The organism is Serratia myotis (assembly GCF_027474885.1).
Lineage (GTDB): Bacteria > Pseudomonadota > Gammaproteobacteria > Enterobacterales > Enterobacteriaceae > Serratia > Serratia proteamaculans.
In genome coordinates, this window is sequence record NZ_CP099707.1 from 1,641,357 (window position 1) to 1,658,639 (window position 17,283).

Here is a 17,283-nt window from a genome sequence, read left to right on the forward strand (position 1 = left end):
AGGGTGCGCGAAATTTTCGGCAAAGTGGGGGTATTATGAAGGATGCTATGCTGAAGTAAACAACAGGAGACCGTGATGCACAGACAGGTATTAGACTTCTGGTTCGACGAGATCGAACCGGCAATGTGGTTCAAAAAGGATGATGAATTTGATCGCCTGCTGCATACCCGCTTTGGCCAGATTTGGCAGGCCGCCGCTGCCGGTGAACTGGCGCACTGGCGAGAAACCATTGAGGGGCGATTGGCGGAGGTGATCGTGCTCGATCAGTTCAGCCGCAATCTGTTCCGTGGCACGCCCGGTTCATTTGCCAGCGACTGTATGGCGCTGGTGTTGGCGCAGGAAGCGGTGCGCAGCGGGCAGTGTGAACAGCTCAGCCGGGAACAGCGGGGTTTTCTCTATCTGCCGTTTATGCACTCGGAGTCGGCGCTGATCCATCAGCAGGCGCTGGCGTTGTATACCGAACTGGATAATGGCGATCAGCTGGAGTTTGAATTGCGGCATAAAGCCATTATTGACCGTTTTGGCCGTTACCCGCACCGTAATGCGATATTAGGCCGCGTCTCAACCCCGGAAGAAGAAGCATTTCTGTTGCTGCCGGGCTCCGGGTTCTAAATATTATCATCTGCGTTCAGCCTGCTGAAAAACAGCAGGTTGAACCTGTGACAGCTTAATATACAGAGATATCGGTTATTTCTCCGGATAATAGTTGTCTATCCGCCCAGTGCTTTTACCAAAAATCCCAACCGTTATTTACGGTGTTTTGGCTCTATTCTAACTGACTGTTTTTATTCCATTAAGCTATTTCAATGTGCGAAATAATCTAAGCGAGCTACGCTAAATGCTGAGTAGTGACTTAATGCTTTACATAGAATGTCGGGCTAAATATAGTCGGGAAAAGAAAAAATAATTAATTATCAGCCCGGGAACGGTGTGGGGTTGGCAGGTTTAACACAGGGTGTCAGGCAAATGAGCAAACCAGTGATTGCCATTCACGGCGGTGCGGGCGCAATTACCCGTACGGCGCTGAGTGCTGAAAAAGAACAAGAGTATATTCAGGCGTTATCCGGCATTGTCGCCGCAGGTCAGCAGATCCTCGCCCAGGGTGGCAGCGCATTGGATGCGGTGACCGAAGCGGTGCGGTTGCTGGAAGAGTGCCCGTTATTCAATGCCGGCAAAGGCTCGGTGTTCACTCATCAGGGCACCCATGAACTGGATGCCTGCGTGATGGACGGACGCACCTGTGATGCCGGTGCCGTTGCGGGTGTCAGCCGGATACGCAATCCGATACTGGCTGCGCGTGCGGTGTTGGAAAACAGCCAGCATGTGCTGTTCGCCGGCGAGGGTGCCGAAAGGTTTGCCACCGCCCACGGCCTGGAAATGGTCGCCCCTGACTTCTTCTTTACCCAATCACGTTTTGACCAACTGCACCGCGCTCAGGCGGAGCTGGGACGAGTGTTGCTCGATCACGACGGTGCTGAGCCGATCGACCCCGACAGTAAGTTTGGCACCGTGGGTGCGGTGGCGTTGGACGCCCTGGGCAATTTGGCGGCGGCGACCTCGACCGGTGGCATGACCAACAAACAGGCCGGTCGGGTCGGCGATACGCCGATAATCGGCGCCGGCTGTTACGCCAATAATGCCACGGTGGCGGTCTCCAGCACCGGCACCGGTGAAATATTCATGCGCGGCGTGGCGGCTTATGACGTTTCCGCGTTGATGGAATACGCCGGTCTCAGCCTGCAGCAGGCCAGCGACCGGGTAGTGATGGAAAAACTGCTGGCGATGGGCGGTAGCGGCGGGATGATCGCCATCGACAGCCAGGGTAACGTGGCGCTGCCTTTTAACAGTGAAGGGATGTACCGCGGGTTTGGTTATGTCGGCGATGCGCCGTCCGTAGGGATTTATCGCTAACCGATCACCAGGAGGGTGCATGACCGATACCTTGATGCCGCCCACGGCCGACGCTGGACTATGGTTGCCGCCACAGCGCGTACTTTCAGTACGCGATCTCAGTATTCAGTTTCATCAACAGGGTGACACCCTGGATGCGGTGCGCAACCTGTCATTCGATGTCGATCGCGGTGAAACGCTGGCGATCGTCGGCGAATCCGGCTCGGGCAAATCCGTCACCTCGCTGGCCTTGATGCGGCTGGTGGAACAGGGCGGTGGCAATATCGTCAGCGGTGCCATGCCCTTCCGTCGGCGCAACGGTGAGGTGCTTGATTTGGCCCGTGCCCGCCAGGGGACGCTGCGGACGGTACGCGGTGCCGATATGGCGATGATTTTTCAGGAGCCCATGACCTCACTGAATCCGGTATTCCCGGTGGGTGAGCAGATCGCCGAATCCCTGCGTCTGCATCAGGCGATGGATCATCGGGCTGCCAAACAAGCCGCTTTGCAGATGCTCGATCTGGTTCGCATTCCCGAAGCCAAAGACGTACTTAACCGCTACCCGCATCAACTTTCTGGCGGCATGCGCCAACGGGTGATGATCGCCATGGCGCTGTCTTGTAAACCGGCATTATTGATTGCCGACGAACCGACCACCGCACTGGATGTCACTATTCAGGCGCAGATCCTGCAGCTCATCCGCGTGTTGCAGCAGGAAATGCAGATGGGGGTCATTTTCATCACCCACGACATGGGCGTGGTCGCGGAGATTGCCGACCGGGTCCTGGTGATGCGTCAGGGGGAACGGGTGGAGCAGGGACCGGTGCGCGAGCTGTTTGCCGCACCGCAACAGCCCTACACCCAGGCCTTGTTGGCAGCGGTACCGAAGCTGGGTTCGATGGCACAACAAGATTTTCCGGCCAAATTTCCGTTGCCGAACGGGGCGGACAATGGCGGCCCACAGGATACCGTGCCGCCCGGTGCGGCGCCGATCCTGCGGGTGGAGAATTTGGTGACGCGCTTTGATCTGCGCAGCGGCATTCTGAACCGGGTCACCCGCCGGGTACACGCGGTGGAAAACGTCAGTTTCGATCTCTACCCCGGTGAAACCCTGGGGCTGGTGGGGGAGTCCGGCTGCGGCAAGTCCACCACCGGCCGATCCTTGCTGAAGCTGGTGGACAGTCAGCGCGGCACCATTACCTTTGACGGTCGCCAGATCAATCAGTTGAAAGGCCCGGCGTTGCAGCATCTGCGGCGGGATATCCAGTTTATCTTCCAGGATCCTTATGCCTCGCTCGATCCGCGTCTGACCGTCGGCTTCTCGATTATGGAACCGCTGCTGGTGCATAACGTGGCACGCGGCAAGGCCGCACAAGAACGGGTCGATTGGCTGCTGGAGCGCGTCGGATTGAAACCCGAACACGCACGTCGCTACCCGCATGAGTTCTCTGGCGGGCAACGACAGCGAGTCTGCATTGCGCGCGCGCTGGCACTCAACCCAAAAGTGGTGATCGCCGATGAATCGGTATCGGCGCTCGATGTGTCGATTCAGGCGCAGATCGTCAACCTGTTGCTCGATTTACAGCGTGAATTTGGCATTGCCTTTCTGTTTATCTCACATGATATGGCGGTGGTGGAGCGTATCAGCCATCGCGTTGCGGTGATGTACCTCGGGCAGATTGTCGAGATTGGCCCGCGCCGTGCGGTGTTTGATAACCCGCAGCACGCCTACACCCGCAAGCTGATGGCAGCAGTACCGGTGGCCGATCCGGCCCATGCTCACCAACGCCAGCCGCTGCTGGTCGATGAAATTCCCAGCCCGATCCGCGCGCTGGGCGATGAACCCGTTACCGCACCGCTGGTGCAGGTTGGCCCCGGGCACTTTGTTGCCCGTCATCCGATCGCCGGTGCCTTTTAATGACCTCAGGAGATGCAAGCACCATGAAGCACACATTCAAACGTAAGGCATTAGCGGCCGTCGTGCTGTTGGCGGCGGTGGGCGCAGGCCCGGCCTGGGCGGCGAAAGATGCGGTGATCGCCGTCGCGTCCAATTTCACCACGCTTGACCCGTATGACGCCAACGACACGCTGTCGCAGGCGGTGGCCAAATCCTTCTATCAGGGCCTGTTCGGCTTTGACAAGGACATGAAGCTGGTAAACGTGCTGGCGGACAGCTACGAGGTGAGCCCAGACGGCCTGACTTACACCGTCAAGCTGCATCCGGGAGTGAAATTCCATGACGGCAGCGAATTTAACGCCGAAGCGGTGAAGGTTAACCTGGATCGTGCCAGCAACCCGGACAACCACCTCAAGCGTTACAACCTGTTCAAGATGATCGACAAAACCGAAGTGGTGGATGCTACAACGGTCAAGATCGTGCTGAAAGCGCCATTCTCGGCGTTTATCAATAACCTGGCGCACCCAGCGGCGGTGATCATTTCCCCGGCGGCGCTGAAGCAGTATGGCAAAGAGATTGGTTTCCATCCGGTCGGTACCGGCCCTTACCAGTTCGTGACCTGGAACCAGACCGATTTCGTCAAGGTGAAGAAGTTTGACGGTTACTGGAAGCCGGGGCTGCCGAAACTCGACAGCATCACCTGGCGGCCGATCGTGGATAACAATACCCGCGCGGCGATGTTGCAGACCGGCGAAGCGACCTTTGCTTTCCCGATCCCTTATGAGCAGGCCAAGGTGCTGGAAGGCAATGCCAAACTCGATCTGGTGGCGGCCCCTTCGATCCTGCAACGCTACATCAGCCTGAACGTCACCCAGAAGCCGTTTGATAATCTGCAAGTGCGGCAGGCGCTGAACTACGCCATCAACAAAGATGCGCTGATCAAGGTGGCGTTCTCCGGCTACGCGGTACCGGCAGAAGGTCCGGTGCCGCCGGCGATAGACTTTGCTACCCGTTATAAGCCATGGCCATACGATCCGGCCAAGGCGCGCGAACTGCTGAAGGAAGCAGGCTACCCGAACGGCTTCACCACCACCCTGTGGTCGTCGCATAACCACAGCACCGCGCAGAAAGTCCTGCAGTTTGCCCAGCAGCAGTTGGCGCAGGTAGGGGTGAAAGTGACGGTGACGGCGATGGATGCCGGTCAACGTGCGGCACAGGTGGAAAGCGTTGGGGTGAAAGACACCGGCGTGCGGATGTTCTATACCGGCTGGTCTGCGTCAACCGGTGAGGCGGATTGGGCGCTGTCGCCGCTGTTCTCTACCCAGGCGGCACCACCCAAGCAGTTCAACACCGCGTTCTACAGTAACCCACAGGTGGACCAGGATCTGACCGGTGCGCTGGCGACCACCGATCGCGGCGAGAAGCAAAAACTGTACAAGGACGCGCAGGATCGCATCTGGGCTGATGCGCCGTGGATCTTCCTGGCGACCGAGCGTTTGCTGTCGGCCAACAACAAACAGTTGAGTGGTTTCTATGTAATGCCGGATACCTCGTTCAACTTTGATAATGCCGACCTTAAATAAGGCGCCAATCCCCGCTCTCATTGAGGGCGGGGTGAGGGGACTCACCCGAGATGCTTAATTATTTTCTGAAACGACTGCTGGGGTTGATCCCGACGCTGCTGATTGTCGCGGTGCTGGTGTTTCTGTTCGTCCATATGTTGCCCGGCGATCCGGCGCGGCTGGCGGCAGGGCCGGAGGCCGACGAGGCGGTGGTGCAACTGGTACGCAAGGATCTGGGGCTCGACAAGCCGCTGCCACAGCAGTTCGTGCACTTTTTTGTCAATGCGCTGCAGGGGGATTTTGGCACCTCAATGGTCTCCAAACGCCCGGTAAGCGAAGAGATTGGCTCGCGCTTTCTGCCGACCCTGTGGCTGACCCTGACCAGCATGCTGTGGGCGACGATCTTCGGTATGGGCATCGGTATGGTGTCTGCCGTCTGGCGTAATCGCTGGCCAGACCGCCTCGGCATGACGTTGGCGGTTTCCGGCATCTCATTCCCCGCTTTTGCGCTTGGCATGCTGTTGATGCAGGTGTTCTCCGTCAACCTTGGCTGGTTGCCGACGGTGGGGGCCGACAGCTGGCGGCACTATATTCTGCCCTCGATCACGCTGGGAGCGGCGGTGGCGGCGGTAATGGCGCGTTTTACCCGCGCTTCGTTCGTCGAAGTGCTGCAGGAAGACTACATGCGTACCGCGCGCGCCAAGGGCGTACGGGAAACCGTGGTGGTGGTGAAACACGGCCTGCGTAACGCGATGATCCCGGTCGTCACCATGATGGGATTGCAGTTTGGCTTTTTGCTCGGCGGCTCGATCGTGGTGGAGAAGGTGTTCAACTGGCCAGGGCTGGGCAGGCTGCTGGTCGACTCGGTGGAGATGCGTGACTACCCGGTGATCCAGGCCGAAGTCTTGCTGTTCTCACTGGAGTTCATTCTGATTAACCTGTTGGTGGACCTGCTGTATGCGGCAATTAACCCGGCGATACGCTACAAATGAGGACGCTGGATGATTAAGTATTGGCGACGCAACGCTGCACTGAAGGCGATGCCGACGATCAACCCTAACGCGGTTCGCACGCCCTGGCATGAGTTCTGGCGGCGGTTCCGCCAACAACGCGTGGCCCTGGTCGCCGGGCTGCTGGTGCTGTTGCTGGTGGTCGCCGCGTTGTTGGCACCTTATCTGGTGCCGTTTGATGCGGAAAACTACTTTGATTATGACCGTCTGAACGAGGGGCCTTCGCTGGTGCACTGGCTGGGTGTGGATTCGCTTGGCCGGGATATTTTCAGCCGCATTCTTATGGGGACCCGCATTTCATTGGCCGCCGGGGTGTTCTCGGTGCTGGTCGGCGGGCTGATCGGCACGCTGTTGGGGCTGCTGGCCGGTTATTACGAAGGCTGGTGGGATCGTATCACCATGCGAATCTGTGACGTGCTGTTCGCCTTTCCCGGCATTTTGCTGGCGATTGGCGTGGTGGCGATTATGGGCAGCGGTATGTCCAACGTGATCATCGCGGTCGCGATTTTCAGCATCCCGGCTTTTGCCCGGCTGGTGCGCGGCAATACGCTGGTATTGAAGCACCTGACTTATATCGAGTCGGCGCGCAGCATCGGTGCGTCCGACTGGACCATCATCCTCCGGCATATTCTGCCGGGGACGATTTCGTCGATTGTGGTGTATTTTACCATGCGTATCGGCACCTCGATCATCACCGCCGCCAGCCTGTCATTCCTCGGTCTGGGCGCACAACCCCCGACGCCGGAGTGGGGCGCGATGCTCAATGAGGCGCGGGCGGATATGGTGATTGCACCGCACGTGGCGATCTTCCCCAGCCTGGCGATATTTATCACCGTACTGGCGTTCAACCTGCTGGGCGACGGGCTGCGTGACGCGCTGGATCCGAAATTAAAGGGATAGAATAAAGTTAAATTAATAGCGGTTAATATACGGGATATTAATCGCTTAATTAACCGTAACACTTTAACGTATTAGGTAATTCCACCGAATACGTTTACCTAATCATTGTGTTAGTCATATTATTATAATCAATGGTTATTTTTGTTTTATTTTCAATGGGGTGGTGTTACCTTGTTTTTCTTAGTGTTCTTATGATTTTTTTTACATGGATGTGTAAATGAAATACTGCATTATTATAGCCCTGTGGATATTTATTTCATTCTCTTTAATCGAGTATTCATCACTGCTAATTATGAAGCCTTGTAATAGTTATGTGGATGTTGCAATCGCGGTGATTACAGTGATCGGCACCAAAGCCTTATTAACCTGGTTTGAAGATGTTTATTATTGGTTCACTGGCCGAGAGCGTTAACCGTGTGTGTTATAGGGAAGAATAACCACTTGCGATATTTACAATCGCAAGTGGTTACGGCTTATCAGCGGAACAGGTGTTCGGCGTGACGCGTGGAGCACATTTGAATGGGCTAACACCGCTCCCTGGTGTTACTATCCGTTCAATAAGCCGTGTTGCTTGCACGAAGGCTATTGTGGGAGGTACTGATGCCAGTAAAACAACGAACGACGCAAAGCGTTACCATGACGGTAGAACGCAGCTTGTTGAGCCGTGCACGTGAGGCGGGTATTAACCTCAGTGCTACGCTGAACGCTGCTTTGGATGCCGAATTGCGTCAGCATGAGATGAGAAAATGGAAGGAAGATAACCGAGAGGCCATTGAGGCTCTGAACCGTTTTCATGATGAACATGGCTGTTTCAGTGACGAATACAGGACGTTTTAGCGATGCAATTTACGGTATACGCAAATACAGGGAAAAGTACTGTTTACCCGCTGCTGCTTGATGTGACGAGCGATATCATTGGGCAATTAAATCGTCGAGTCGTGATCCCGTTATTGCCCATTGAAAAATACCCAGGTAGCACTCGCCCGGAACGTTTGATCCCATTGGTCAGGCTGGTGGATGACAATGAGTACGCCGTTATGACTCATGAGATGGCCAGTATTCCCGTTCGTACCTTGGGCGCTGAATTTTGCGATGCTACCCAATACCGAACCGAGGTCAAAGCCGCAATAGATTTTCTTCTCGACGGTATTTGATTAAATCCGGGCGGGGGTAACCGCCCAGATTTTTCGATCAGCGGAACAGATGTTCGGCGTGGAAGCGCAGGTGGTCTTCGATAAAGCTGGCGATGGTGAAGTAGCTGTGGTCATAACCCGGCTGGATGCGCAGGGTCAGCGGCCAGTCGCGCTGGCGGGCCAGTTCGGCCAGCTTCGCCGGTTGCAGTTGATCGGCCAGGAACTGATCGTCATCACCCTGATCCACCAGCACCGGCATTTTTTCCGCGCCGTTGGCCAGCAGGTGGCAACTGTCATATTGCAGCCATTGGCTTTCGTCGTTACCCAAATAGGCGGCGAAGGCTTTACGCCCCCATGGCACCTGACAGGGGTTAACGATGGGCGCGAACGCCGACACCGAACGGAAACGCTGCGGATTGCGGAATGCCATCACCAGTGCGCCGTGGCCGCCCATTGAGTGACCGAAGATCGACTGACGATCGCTGACGCTGAAATGCTGATGGATCAACGCCGGCAACTCATCGCTGATGTAGTCGTACATGCGAAAGTGCTTGTCCCAGGGGGCCTGGGTGGCATTCAAGTAGAAGCCGGCCCCCTGACCCAGGTCGTAACCTTCATCATTGGGCACATCGTCGCCACGCGGGCTGGTGTCGGCCATCACCAGCACCAGCCCCAGCTCGGCGGCGATACGCTGCGCACCGGCCTTCAGCGTGAAGTTTTCATCATTGCAGGTCAGCCCCGACAGCCAGTACAGCACCGGCGGCGGGTTATCATCGCGCGGTGGCGGCAGATAGATGCTGAAAGTCATGTTGCAATTCAGGCTCTGCGCCGCATGGCGATAACGCTGTTGCCAGCCGCCGAACATACGGTGCTCTTCGAGAAGTTCTAATGACAAGGTCATCTCTGCCTCCTGGCTTATTTTTTGTCGAAGTGAATAACGGAACGGATGGATTTGCCTTCGTGCATCAAATCGAACGCTTCGTTAATCTGCTCCAGCCCCATGGTGTGGGTAATAAAGTCATTCAGCGCAAACTCGCCGTCCATATAACGCTGGACGATGCCTGGCAGTTGCGAACGGCCCTTCACGCCGCCGAAAGCGGAACCACGCCACACACGGCCGGTCACCAGTTGGAACGGACGGGTAGAAATCTCCTGACCGGCACCGGCTACGCCGATAATCACCGATTCGCCCCAGCCTTTGTGACAGCACTCCAGCGCCGAACGCATCACGTTGACGTTGCCGATACATTCGAAGGAGAAATCAACGCCGCCGTCGGTCAGTTCGACGATCACGTCCTGAATCGGCTTATCGTAGTCTTTCGGGTTGATCAGGTCGGTTGCGCCCAGTTTGCGTGCCAGGTCGAACTTGCTGGTGTTGATATCGATGCCGATGATGCGGCCTGCGCCTGCCATCTGTGCGCCGATGATCGCCGACAGGCCGATGCCGCCGAGGCCGAAGATGGCCACGGTATCGCCTTTCTGCACTTTGGCGGTGTTGATTACCGCACCCATGCCGGTGGTAACGCCGCAACCCAGCAGGCAGACTTCTTCCAGCGGCGCTTCTTTACTGATTTTTGCCAGTGAGATTTCCGGTACCACGGTGTATTCGGAGAAGGTGGAAGTGCCCATGTAGTGGAAAATAGGCTGGCCATCTTTGTAGAAGCGGGTGGTGCCGTCCGGCATCAGTCCCTTGCCCTGGGTCGCGCGGATTGCCTGACACAGGTTGGTTTTGCCGGATTTACAGAATTTGCATTCGCCACATTCCGGGGTGTACAGCGGGATCACGTGATCGCCGACTTCCACGCTGGTCACGCCTTCACCAATGGCTTCCACCACGCCACCGCCTTCATGGCCGAGGATCGCCGGGAACACGCCTTCCGGATCGGCACCGGATAGGGTGTAGGCATCGGTGTGGCAGACGCCGGTGGCGACGATCCGCACCAGCACTTCACCTTTTTGCGGTGGCATTAAATCGACTTCTTCAATTTTCAGCGGCTGGTTCGGGCCCCAGGCAACGGCGGCACGGGTTTTGATCATTTCCATCATAGTCTCCAGTGGTCTATTTTTTAATCAGGCTATGTCGATAGCATCTGGTAAATCACAGGCAGTATTTTCAACCGCGAGGGTTTCCGCCTGTTCAATAATTAATTCTTTCAGGGCACGCACGTTCGGGCCAAAGGCATCGCGTCGCCACAGCAGCCAGGTGGCGGTTTGGGCGATGTCATCCGGCAGGGTATGCACTTTCACGCGCTCATGGCCTGGCAGCAGGCTAAGCACCGAATGCGGGATCATCGCCAGCCCGGCACCGCTGGCGACACAGGCCAGCATGGCGTGGTAGGACTGAATTTCCATCACCTGACCCGGCAGCACGCCTTCGCGCTTGAACCAGGATTCCAGCCGCAGGCGATAAGAACAACTGGCGCGGAAGGCAAACAGCGTTTCGCCCTTGGCGTCTTTGGCGCTATGGATCGGCAGGTGATCGAGGCAGGAGATCACTACCATATGCTCGGGGAAGGCGATGCAGCCGTTGAGTTCGTCATATTGCACCGGCCCGTCGACCAGCGCCGCTGCCAGCGTACCGGCGCGCACCCGTTCGGTGATCTCGCCGGAGGTACCGGTGGTCAGCGACAGCGACACCTGTGAGAAGCGCTGGTGATAGGCTGCCAGTAAAGTGGGTAAGCGGGTGGCGGCGGTGCTTTCCATCGAGCCGATAGCGAAGTTGCCTGCCGGCTCACCGGCATGGGTGATGCTCATGGCTTCTTCGCTCAGCGCCAGAATACGGTTGGCATAGCAGAGAAAGTTATGGCCCATTGGCGAAAGGCGCAGGCGCTGTTTTTCGCGAATGAACAGATCGGTGCCCAGTTCCTGTTCAAGCTGACGCAGGCGGGTGGTCAGGTTAGAGGGTACGCGGTGCAGTTGCTCGGCAGCACGGGCAACGGAGCCGGTTTCGGCGACGCTACAGAACATGCGGAGCTGGGTCAGATCCATTATCTTCTCTTTTCGTGATGAACTTGGTGAGTATTATTCAGTTTTTGTGAGTGTAATACTGCGGCATGATACTGGCAACTTTCTTTTAACAGTCTGGAAACTCTACATGGCCTTAAGAATTGCCCTGAGCGGCTTTATTGCGTTGATCGTAGCCATGGGGATTGGCCGCTTCGCCTTTACCCCGCAGGTGCCGCTGATGATTGCTGAGCACCAGTTTACCCTGACCGGTGCCGGGCTGGTGGCGGCCATCAACTACCTGGGCTACCTGTGCGGTGCTTATGACGCGATGCGGGCCAGTCGGCATGTCGAGCGTCGGCTGTGGCTGGGCGTGTGGGGCGCGGTCATCTTGACGTTGCTTTCTGCCTGGGTGCAGGGCGAATGGTGGCACGGTGCCGTGCGTTTCCTGATTGGCTGGGCCAGCGGCTGGGCGATGGTGCTGGTGGCGGCCTGGACCAATGAGCGGCTGGCACATTATGGCCGTCCGGCTCTCAGTGCGGCGGTCTTCGCGGGGCCGGGGGCCGGGATTTTTATCAGCGGTATGCTGGCGGTTGGCATTCACAGCCTGGCGCTGACGGCGTCTCAGGCCTGGCTGGTGTACGGCGTGCTGGCGCTGGTATTGATTGGTGCAATCAGCATTAACCTGCCGAAGGCCGGTGAATTACATCGTCCGGATGTGGCTCCGGAGCCACTGCTGCTGACCCCGGCGCTGAAGCGGCTGGTGTGGAGCTACAGCCTGGCGGGCTTTGGCTATATTCTGCCGGCCACCTTTTTGTCGCAAATGGCCGCCGCACGTTTTCCCGGCAGCGTGTTCGCGCAATTTGTCTGGCCGATCTTCGGTGGGGCGGCGGTACTGGGGATTGTTATCGGTATCCTGACCCGCCACAAGCTGACCACCCAAACCCGTCTGGCCATTACCCTGTGGGTACAGGCGTTAGGAGTCTTGAGCGCGGAAATCGTGCCGGGGGTGGCCGGACTGGCGCTGGGGGCATTGTTGACCGGTGGTGGTTTCCTCAGCGTGGTGCAGTTGTCGATCCAGCACGGCAGGGAACTGGCACCCAACCATGCGCGCTATATGGCGGGATTGTTGACTACGGGTTATGCCATAGGTCAGTTGGTTGGCCCTACGCTGTCGGCGCTGTCAACGGCCCTGACCCATAGGTTGGAACCGGCGTTATATGTTGCTGTGGCTGGCCTGATTGTCGCCGGACTGCTGGTGGTGAATACGCCAGCGCGTGAGTTGGCAAGAAAACCGACGCCGTTGTGATTAAATTCCGTACAAAAAACGTGGAATAGCCGCAGCGGGCCTGATTGTGCTAAATGCGAATATTTCACCTGTTGATGAAGCACAATCACTGGATAATCCCCTCACTCTCCTCTAGAGTGGGGTCAAAATCTTGACCGGGTTCACGTTATTAATGACGGAAACTTCTGTCGTCAGGAGAGTATGCAATTCGCCCGTCTGCTCGGTAAAGCAGCCGGAGGGGTGAGTTCCAGTCCGTTGGAGAGATGAAATGACATCATTAAGTAAAGAAGCTGTACTGGTTCACGCGGCGCTCGAAGAGCGTGGCCTGGAAACCCCGTTGCGTGGTGAAGTGCTGGATCGCGAGACGCGCAAGCGCCGTATTAAAGAGCACATGACGGAAATCATGCAACTGCTTAATCTCGATCTGTCCGACGATAGCCTGGCGGAAACCCCACACCGCATCGCCAAAATGTATGTTGATGAGATTTTCTCTGGTCTGGACTACGCCAACTTCCCAAAAATCACCGTCATCGAAAACAAGATGAAGGTGGATGAAATGGTGACGGTGCGCGACATTACCCTGACCAGTACCTGTGAGCACCACTTCGTCACCATCGATGGCAAGGCGACCGTGGCCTATATCCCGAAAGATGCGGTGATCGGCCTGTCGAAGATCAACCGTATCGTGCAGTTCTTCTCCCAGCGCCCACAGGTGCAGGAGCGTTTGACTCAGCAGATCCTGGTGGCATTACAAACTCTGCTGGGCACCAATAACGTGGCGGTATCTATCGATGCGGTCCATTATTGTGTTAAGGCGCGCGGTATCCGCGACGCGACCAGCGCGACCACCACCACCTCGCTGGGTGGGCTGTTCAAGTCCAGCCAGAACACTCGCCAGGAATTTCTGCGTGCGGTGCGACATCACCAGGGGTGATGTGTGAGTGATAAAAAAACAGGCGCCTGCGGGCGCCTTTTTAATGACCGGAATACAGCGGTAAAATAATGAACAACACTTCGACCACACCGCTGCCGCGCATCGCCACTCTGGACTGTGTGCGCGGTATCGCCATCCTTGGCATTCTGCTGCTGAATATCAGCGCCTTTGGCCTGCCGAAGGCGGCCTACCTGAATCCTGCCTATCTGGGGCTGCCGTCATCGCGTGACGCCTGGACCTGGGCGCTGCTGGATATTTTCGCACAGGCCAAGTTCCTGGCGATGTTCGCCTTGTTGTTTGGTGCCGGCCTGCAGATGCTGCTGCGGCGCGGCAAGGGATGGATACGTGCTCGGCTGTCGTGGCTGGTGCTGTTTGGTCTGGCACACGCCATTTTCCTCTGGGACGGTGACATCCTGCTGGCTTACGGTCTGATCGGGTTGGTGTGCTGGCGAATGATCCGCGAAGCCAAAGAAACCTATCAACTGTTGAAAACCGGCGTGGTGCTATACCTGATCGGTGTCGGGGTCCTGCTGTTACTGGGCTTTATGTCGCACGGTGAACCGGGTGGTTTCTGGCAGCCCGGGGTGGCGGAACTGCAGTATGAAAAATTCTGGAAGCTGCAGGGCGGTATGGAGGCCTGGCGTAGCCGTACCGATCTGCTCTCCTCCAGCCTGTTGGCGATTGGCGCGCAATACGGTTGGGAGTTGGCGGGGCTGATGCTGTTTGGTGCCGGACTGATGCGCAGCGGTTGGCTGCGTGGCACCTATTCGCCGGGTTATTACCGCCGTCAGGCCGCCTGGCTGATACCGCTTTCATTGCTGATCCAACTGCCGGCAGTGGCGTTGCAATGGTATCTTCACTGGGACTACCGCTGGAGTGGCTTTTTATTGCAGGTGCCGCGCGAACTGGGTGCACCGCTGCAGGCCATGGGCTATCTGGCGCTGTGCTACGGTTTCTGGCCGACGCTGTCGCGCCTGCGCATCGGGCATTGGCTGACGCAGGTCGGGCGTATGGCGCTGAGCAATTATCTGCTGCAAACGCTGATCTGCACCACGCTGTTCTACCGCTTCGGCCTGTACCAACAGTTTGACCGCCTGCAGCTGTTGGCGTTTGTTCCACTGGTCTGGTTGGCTAACCTGTTGTTTTCTAACCTGTGGCTGCGTTATTTCACCCAAGGGCCGGTGGAATGGCTGTGGCGCAAATTGACCCATCTGGCCGCCGGCAAGACTGAGCCAAGAGCGCTGAATTGAGATCTGGCGCAGGTAGGTTAAAAAAATGTATGTAAACGTTTTCTTTCCTGTGACGTAATTCACGCAGAGGAGGATGACAAACGGGGTAGGATAGCGCCACTGTCAACTACCCCGACCTCAGGATCTTTCATGGCCTCCTCTGTTCATCCAACCACCATTCGCGACGTGGCGAAGCGTGCGTGCGTGTCCGTAGCGACCGTCTCCCGCGTGCTGAATCACAGCGCCCTGACCAGTAAAGAGACGCGTGAACAGGTGCTGAAGGCGGTGGCTGAACTGGGTTATCGGCCCAATGCCAATGCGCAGGCGTTGGCCACGCAGAGCAGCGATACCCTCGGGGTGGTGGTGATGGATGTCTCCGATCCCTTCTTTGGTGCGTTGGTGAAAGCGGTAGACACCGTGGCGCAGCAACACCACAAATATCTGCTGATCGGCAACAGTTATCACCAGGCGGATAAAGAGCGTCACGCCATCGAGGTGCTGATTCGCCAGCGCTGTAATGCCTTGATTGTTCATGCTAAAACGTTGTGTGATGCCGAACTGATGACCTTTCTCGATCAGGTGCCGGGCATGGTGTTGATCAACCGCATTATCGCCGGCTATGAGCACCGCTGCGTCGGCCTGGACAACGTTAGCGGCGCGGAGATGGCGATGCGCTTGCTGCTGTCGCAAGGCCATCAGCGTATCGGCTATCTGGGCTCCAATCACCCGATCGAAGACGGGCCGCTGCGCCAGCAGGGTTACTCGCAGGCCATGGGCGCTGCAGGGCTGATCACGCCGGACAACTGGCGCGCCTATGGTTCGCCGGACCTGCAGGGCGGGGAAGCGGCCATGGTCGAGTTACTCGGCCGTAACCTGCATTTGAGCGCGGTGTTTGCCTACAATGACGCCATGGCCGCCGGTGCCATGGCGGTGCTGAAAGAAAACGGTATCACAGTACCGCAACATTTCTCGCTGGTGGGGTTCGATGATATCCCCATCGCACGCTATACCAGCCCCAAGCTCACCACGGTGCGCTACCCCATTGTTACCATGGCGACGCTGGCTACCGAGCTGGCCCTGCTGGGTGCGGCAGGCCGGCTGGAGCCACAGGCCCGTCATTTGTTTATGCCTACCCTGGTACGTCGCCATTCTGTGGCGCCGTGGCAAAGTGAGGCAGCGGTCACTCTCTGAACATTTAATCTTGTGTAACCGTTTTCAATCTGTGAGAAAATTCACAGATTATTAACATCGCGCCGTCTATGCTCTAGGCGTTTTCCAGCGCAAAGGCACTTGCCGCTGCTGTTTTTTACCTCGCGCTGGCACCACCTTTTTCAGGAATAACATGATTCACGGATGACAGGGAAACTGCCAGGCCCGGTTGTGCACTCACCACCGGTTACCTTTGGCCTAATACCGAGCAAGACCCTACATAAACCGGAGACACACAATGAATAAGAAGGTTTTCACCCTGGCCGCGACGGCCGCAGCCATGATATTTGGCGCCGCAGCACATGCAGACACCCGTATTGGCGTCACAATTTATAAATATGACGACAACTTTATGTCGGTGGTACGCAAGGCAATCGAGAAAGACGCCAAGGCCTCTCCGGACGTTACCCTGCTGATGAATGACTCGCAGAATGACCAATCCAAACAAAACGATCAGATCGACGTGCTGATCGCCAAGGGCGTTAAAGCGCTGGCGATCAACCTGGTTGATCCGGCCGCCGCTCCGGTGATTATCGATAAGGCGCGCGGAAACGATATCCCGATCGTGTTCTACAACAAAGAGCCTTCCCGCAAAGCGCTGGACAGCTATGACAAAGCCTATTACGTAGGGACCGACTCCAAAGAGTCAGGGGTGATCCAGGGCCAACTGATCGAGAAACACTGGAAGGCTAACCCGAACTGGGATCTGAACAAAGATGGCCAGATCCAGTACGTGCTGCTGAAAGGCGAGCCGGGTCACCCGGATGCCGAAGCGCGCACCACCTATGTGGTGAAAACGCTGAACGACAACGGCATCAAGACTCAGGCGCTGCAGATGGATACCGCGATGTGGGATACCGCTCAGGCCAAAGACAAGATGGATGCCTGGTTGTCCGGCCCTAACGCCAACAAAATTGAAGTGGTGATCGCCAACAACGATGCGATGGCGATGGGTGCGGTTGAAGCGCTGAAAGCGCATAACAAAACCAGCATTCCGGTATTCGGTGTCGATGCACTGCCAGAAGCTCTGGCGATGGTGAAGTCCGGCGCGATGGCGGGAACGGTGCTGAACGATGCTGACAATCAGGCTAAAGCTACCTTCGAACTGGCGAAAAACCTGGCTGCGGGCAAACCGGCTGCCGACGGCACCAAATATAAGATTGAAAATAAAGTGGTCCGTATTCCTTACGTTGGCGTAGATAAAGACAACCTGTCTCAATTTGTGAAATAAACGCTGAGATAACCCACAATGACCCCCGCCCACGGCCGCCAACACCAGGAAAGCCGT

At 56.9% G+C, this 17,283-nt stretch carries 16 protein-coding genes; 13 read left to right on the top strand and 3 right to left on the bottom strand.

Annotated elements, in window-relative coordinates:
* Positions 1-75 precede the first annotated feature (75 nt).
* From NHG65_RS07755 to NHG65_RS07790, 8 genes are all read left to right on the top strand, one after another.
* Complete coding sequence (locus tag NHG65_RS07755; RefSeq protein WP_099064099.1) at positions 76-612, top strand: DUF924 family protein; 537 nt, start codon at positions 76-78, stop codon at positions 610-612.
* A gap of 354 nt (positions 613-966) precedes the next feature.
* Positions 967-1,911, top strand: a complete 945-nt coding sequence (locus NHG65_RS07760; RefSeq protein WP_283602862.1) for an isoaspartyl peptidase/L-asparaginase family protein — start codon at positions 967-969, stop codon at positions 1,909-1,911.
* Between the two features lie 19 nt (positions 1,912-1,930).
* Positions 1,931-3,808: a dipeptide ABC transporter ATP-binding protein gene (locus NHG65_RS07765; protein WP_414069901.1), complete on the top strand. Its 1,878-nt coding sequence runs from the start codon at positions 1,931-1,933 to the stop codon at positions 3,806-3,808.
* Positions 3,809-3,831: 23 nt separating this feature from the next.
* Positions 3,832-5,370 (top strand): glutathione ABC transporter substrate-binding protein GsiB, encoded by a 1,539-nt coding sequence (gene gsiB / locus NHG65_RS07770; RefSeq protein WP_414069900.1) that lies wholly within the window; start codon positions 3,832-3,834, stop codon positions 5,368-5,370.
* Between the two features lie 50 nt (positions 5,371-5,420).
* Positions 5,421-6,341: a glutathione ABC transporter permease GsiC gene (gsiC, locus tag NHG65_RS07775; RefSeq protein WP_099064103.1), complete on the top strand. Its 921-nt coding sequence runs from the start codon at positions 5,421-5,423 to the stop codon at positions 6,339-6,341.
* Positions 6,342-6,350: 9 nt separating this feature from the next.
* Positions 6,351-7,259 carry a glutathione ABC transporter permease GsiD gene (gene gsiD, locus NHG65_RS07780; RefSeq protein WP_099064104.1) on the top strand — a complete coding sequence of 303 codons (909 nt, stop codon included), beginning with the start codon at positions 6,351-6,353 and terminating at the stop codon, positions 7,257-7,259.
* Between the two features lie 600 nt (positions 7,260-7,859).
* Entirely contained in the window at positions 7,860-8,096 is a 237-nt protein-coding gene (locus NHG65_RS07785) for a type II toxin-antitoxin system CcdA family antitoxin (protein WP_012005987.1), read from the top strand.
* 2 nt (positions 8,097-8,098) lie between these two features.
* Positions 8,099-8,413 (top strand): CcdB family protein, encoded by a 315-nt coding sequence (locus NHG65_RS07790; RefSeq protein ID WP_207975747.1) that lies wholly within the window; start codon positions 8,099-8,101, stop codon positions 8,411-8,413.
* Positions 8,414-8,450: 37 nt separating this feature from the next.
* On the opposite strand, the gene fghA is transcribed toward NHG65_RS07790, so the two are convergent.
* From fghA to ptrR, 3 genes are read right to left on the bottom strand one after another with little or no spacing between them, the layout of a single operon-like run.
* Positions 8,451-9,293: an S-formylglutathione hydrolase gene (gene fghA, locus NHG65_RS07795; RefSeq protein ID WP_099064107.1), complete on the bottom strand. Its 843-nt coding sequence runs from the start codon at positions 9,291-9,293 to the stop codon at positions 8,451-8,453.
* A gap of 14 nt (positions 9,294-9,307) precedes the next feature.
* Complete coding sequence (locus NHG65_RS07800) at positions 9,308-10,435, bottom strand: S-(hydroxymethyl)glutathione dehydrogenase/class III alcohol dehydrogenase (protein ID WP_198404463.1); 1,128 nt, start codon at positions 10,433-10,435, stop codon at positions 9,308-9,310.
* Between the two features lie 27 nt (positions 10,436-10,462).
* A complete protein-coding gene (gene ptrR / locus NHG65_RS07805) occupies positions 10,463-11,380 on the bottom strand; it encodes a putrescine utilization regulator PtrR (RefSeq protein ID WP_099064108.1) in 918 nt (305 codons plus the stop codon).
* 106 nt (positions 11,381-11,486) lie between these two features.
* Here ptrR and NHG65_RS07810 point away from each other — a divergent pair, with 106 nt between their 5' ends.
* The 5 genes from NHG65_RS07810 to mglB all read left to right on the top strand — a co-directional run bounded on the left by NHG65_RS07810 (position 11,487) and on the right by mglB (position 17,226).
* Positions 11,487-12,644 (top strand): YbfB/YjiJ family MFS transporter, encoded by a 1,158-nt coding sequence (locus NHG65_RS07810; protein WP_207975745.1) that lies wholly within the window; start codon positions 11,487-11,489, stop codon positions 12,642-12,644.
* Between the two features lie 247 nt (positions 12,645-12,891).
* Complete coding sequence (gene folE / locus NHG65_RS07815; RefSeq protein WP_012005993.1) at positions 12,892-13,557, top strand: GTP cyclohydrolase I FolE; 666 nt, start codon at positions 12,892-12,894, stop codon at positions 13,555-13,557.
* A gap of 68 nt (positions 13,558-13,625) precedes the next feature.
* Entirely contained in the window at positions 13,626-14,807 is a 1,182-nt protein-coding gene (gene yeiB, locus NHG65_RS07820; RefSeq protein WP_499183138.1) for a DUF418 domain-containing protein YeiB, read from the top strand.
* Between the two features lie 129 nt (positions 14,808-14,936).
* On the top strand, positions 14,937-15,977 hold the full coding sequence (gene galS / locus NHG65_RS07825) for an HTH-type transcriptional regulator GalS (RefSeq protein WP_499183139.1): 1,041 nt from the start codon (positions 14,937-14,939) through the stop codon (positions 15,975-15,977).
* Between the two features lie 256 nt (positions 15,978-16,233).
* The gene (mglB, locus tag NHG65_RS07830; RefSeq protein WP_414069898.1) at positions 16,234-17,226 is read left to right on the top strand and encodes a galactose/glucose ABC transporter substrate-binding protein MglB; all 993 of its coding nucleotides are present in this window, start codon (positions 16,234-16,236) and stop codon (positions 17,224-17,226) included.
* Positions 17,227-17,283 lie beyond the last annotated feature (57 nt).

What these genes read in the sequence shown, in the direction of transcription:
- NHG65_RS07765 (WP_414069901.1), top strand. Translation starts at nt 1,931, where the DNA reads ATGACCGATACCTTGATGCCGCCCACGGCCGACGCTGGACTATGGTTG.
- yeiB (WP_499183138.1), top strand. Translation starts at nt 13,626, where the DNA reads ATGAACAACACTTCGACCACACCGCTGCCGCGCATCGCCACTCTGGAC.
- gsiB (WP_414069900.1), top strand. Translation starts at nt 3,832, where the DNA reads ATGAAGCACACATTCAAACGTAAGGCATTAGCGGCCGTCGTGCTGTTG.
- NHG65_RS07785 (WP_012005987.1), top strand. Translation starts at nt 7,860, where the DNA reads ATGCCAGTAAAACAACGAACGACGCAAAGCGTTACCATGACGGTAGAA.
- NHG65_RS07800 (WP_198404463.1), bottom strand. Translation starts at nt 10,435, where the DNA reads ATGGAAATGATCAAAACCCGTGCCGCCGTTGCCTGGGGCCCGAACCAG.
- NHG65_RS07755 (WP_099064099.1), top strand. Translation starts at nt 76, where the DNA reads ATGCACAGACAGGTATTAGACTTCTGGTTCGACGAGATCGAACCGGCA.
- NHG65_RS07790 (WP_207975747.1), top strand. Translation starts at nt 8,099, where the DNA reads ATGCAATTTACGGTATACGCAAATACAGGGAAAAGTACTGTTTACCCG.
- ptrR (WP_099064108.1), bottom strand. Translation starts at nt 11,380, where the DNA reads ATGGATCTGACCCAGCTCCGCATGTTCTGTAGCGTCGCCGAAACCGGC.
- fghA (WP_099064107.1), bottom strand. Translation starts at nt 9,293, where the DNA reads ATGACCTTGTCATTAGAACTTCTCGAAGAGCACCGTATGTTCGGCGGC.
- mglB (WP_414069898.1), top strand. Translation starts at nt 16,234, where the DNA reads ATGAATAAGAAGGTTTTCACCCTGGCCGCGACGGCCGCAGCCATGATA.
- galS (WP_499183139.1), top strand. Translation starts at nt 14,937, where the DNA reads ATGGCCTCCTCTGTTCATCCAACCACCATTCGCGACGTGGCGAAGCGT.
- folE (WP_012005993.1), top strand. Translation starts at nt 12,892, where the DNA reads ATGACATCATTAAGTAAAGAAGCTGTACTGGTTCACGCGGCGCTCGAA.
- gsiC (WP_099064103.1), top strand. Translation starts at nt 5,421, where the DNA reads ATGCTTAATTATTTTCTGAAACGACTGCTGGGGTTGATCCCGACGCTG.
- NHG65_RS07760 (WP_283602862.1), top strand. Translation starts at nt 967, where the DNA reads ATGAGCAAACCAGTGATTGCCATTCACGGCGGTGCGGGCGCAATTACC.
- gsiD (WP_099064104.1), top strand. Translation starts at nt 6,351, where the DNA reads ATGATTAAGTATTGGCGACGCAACGCTGCACTGAAGGCGATGCCGACG.
- NHG65_RS07810 (WP_207975745.1), top strand. Translation starts at nt 11,487, where the DNA reads ATGGCCTTAAGAATTGCCCTGAGCGGCTTTATTGCGTTGATCGTAGCC.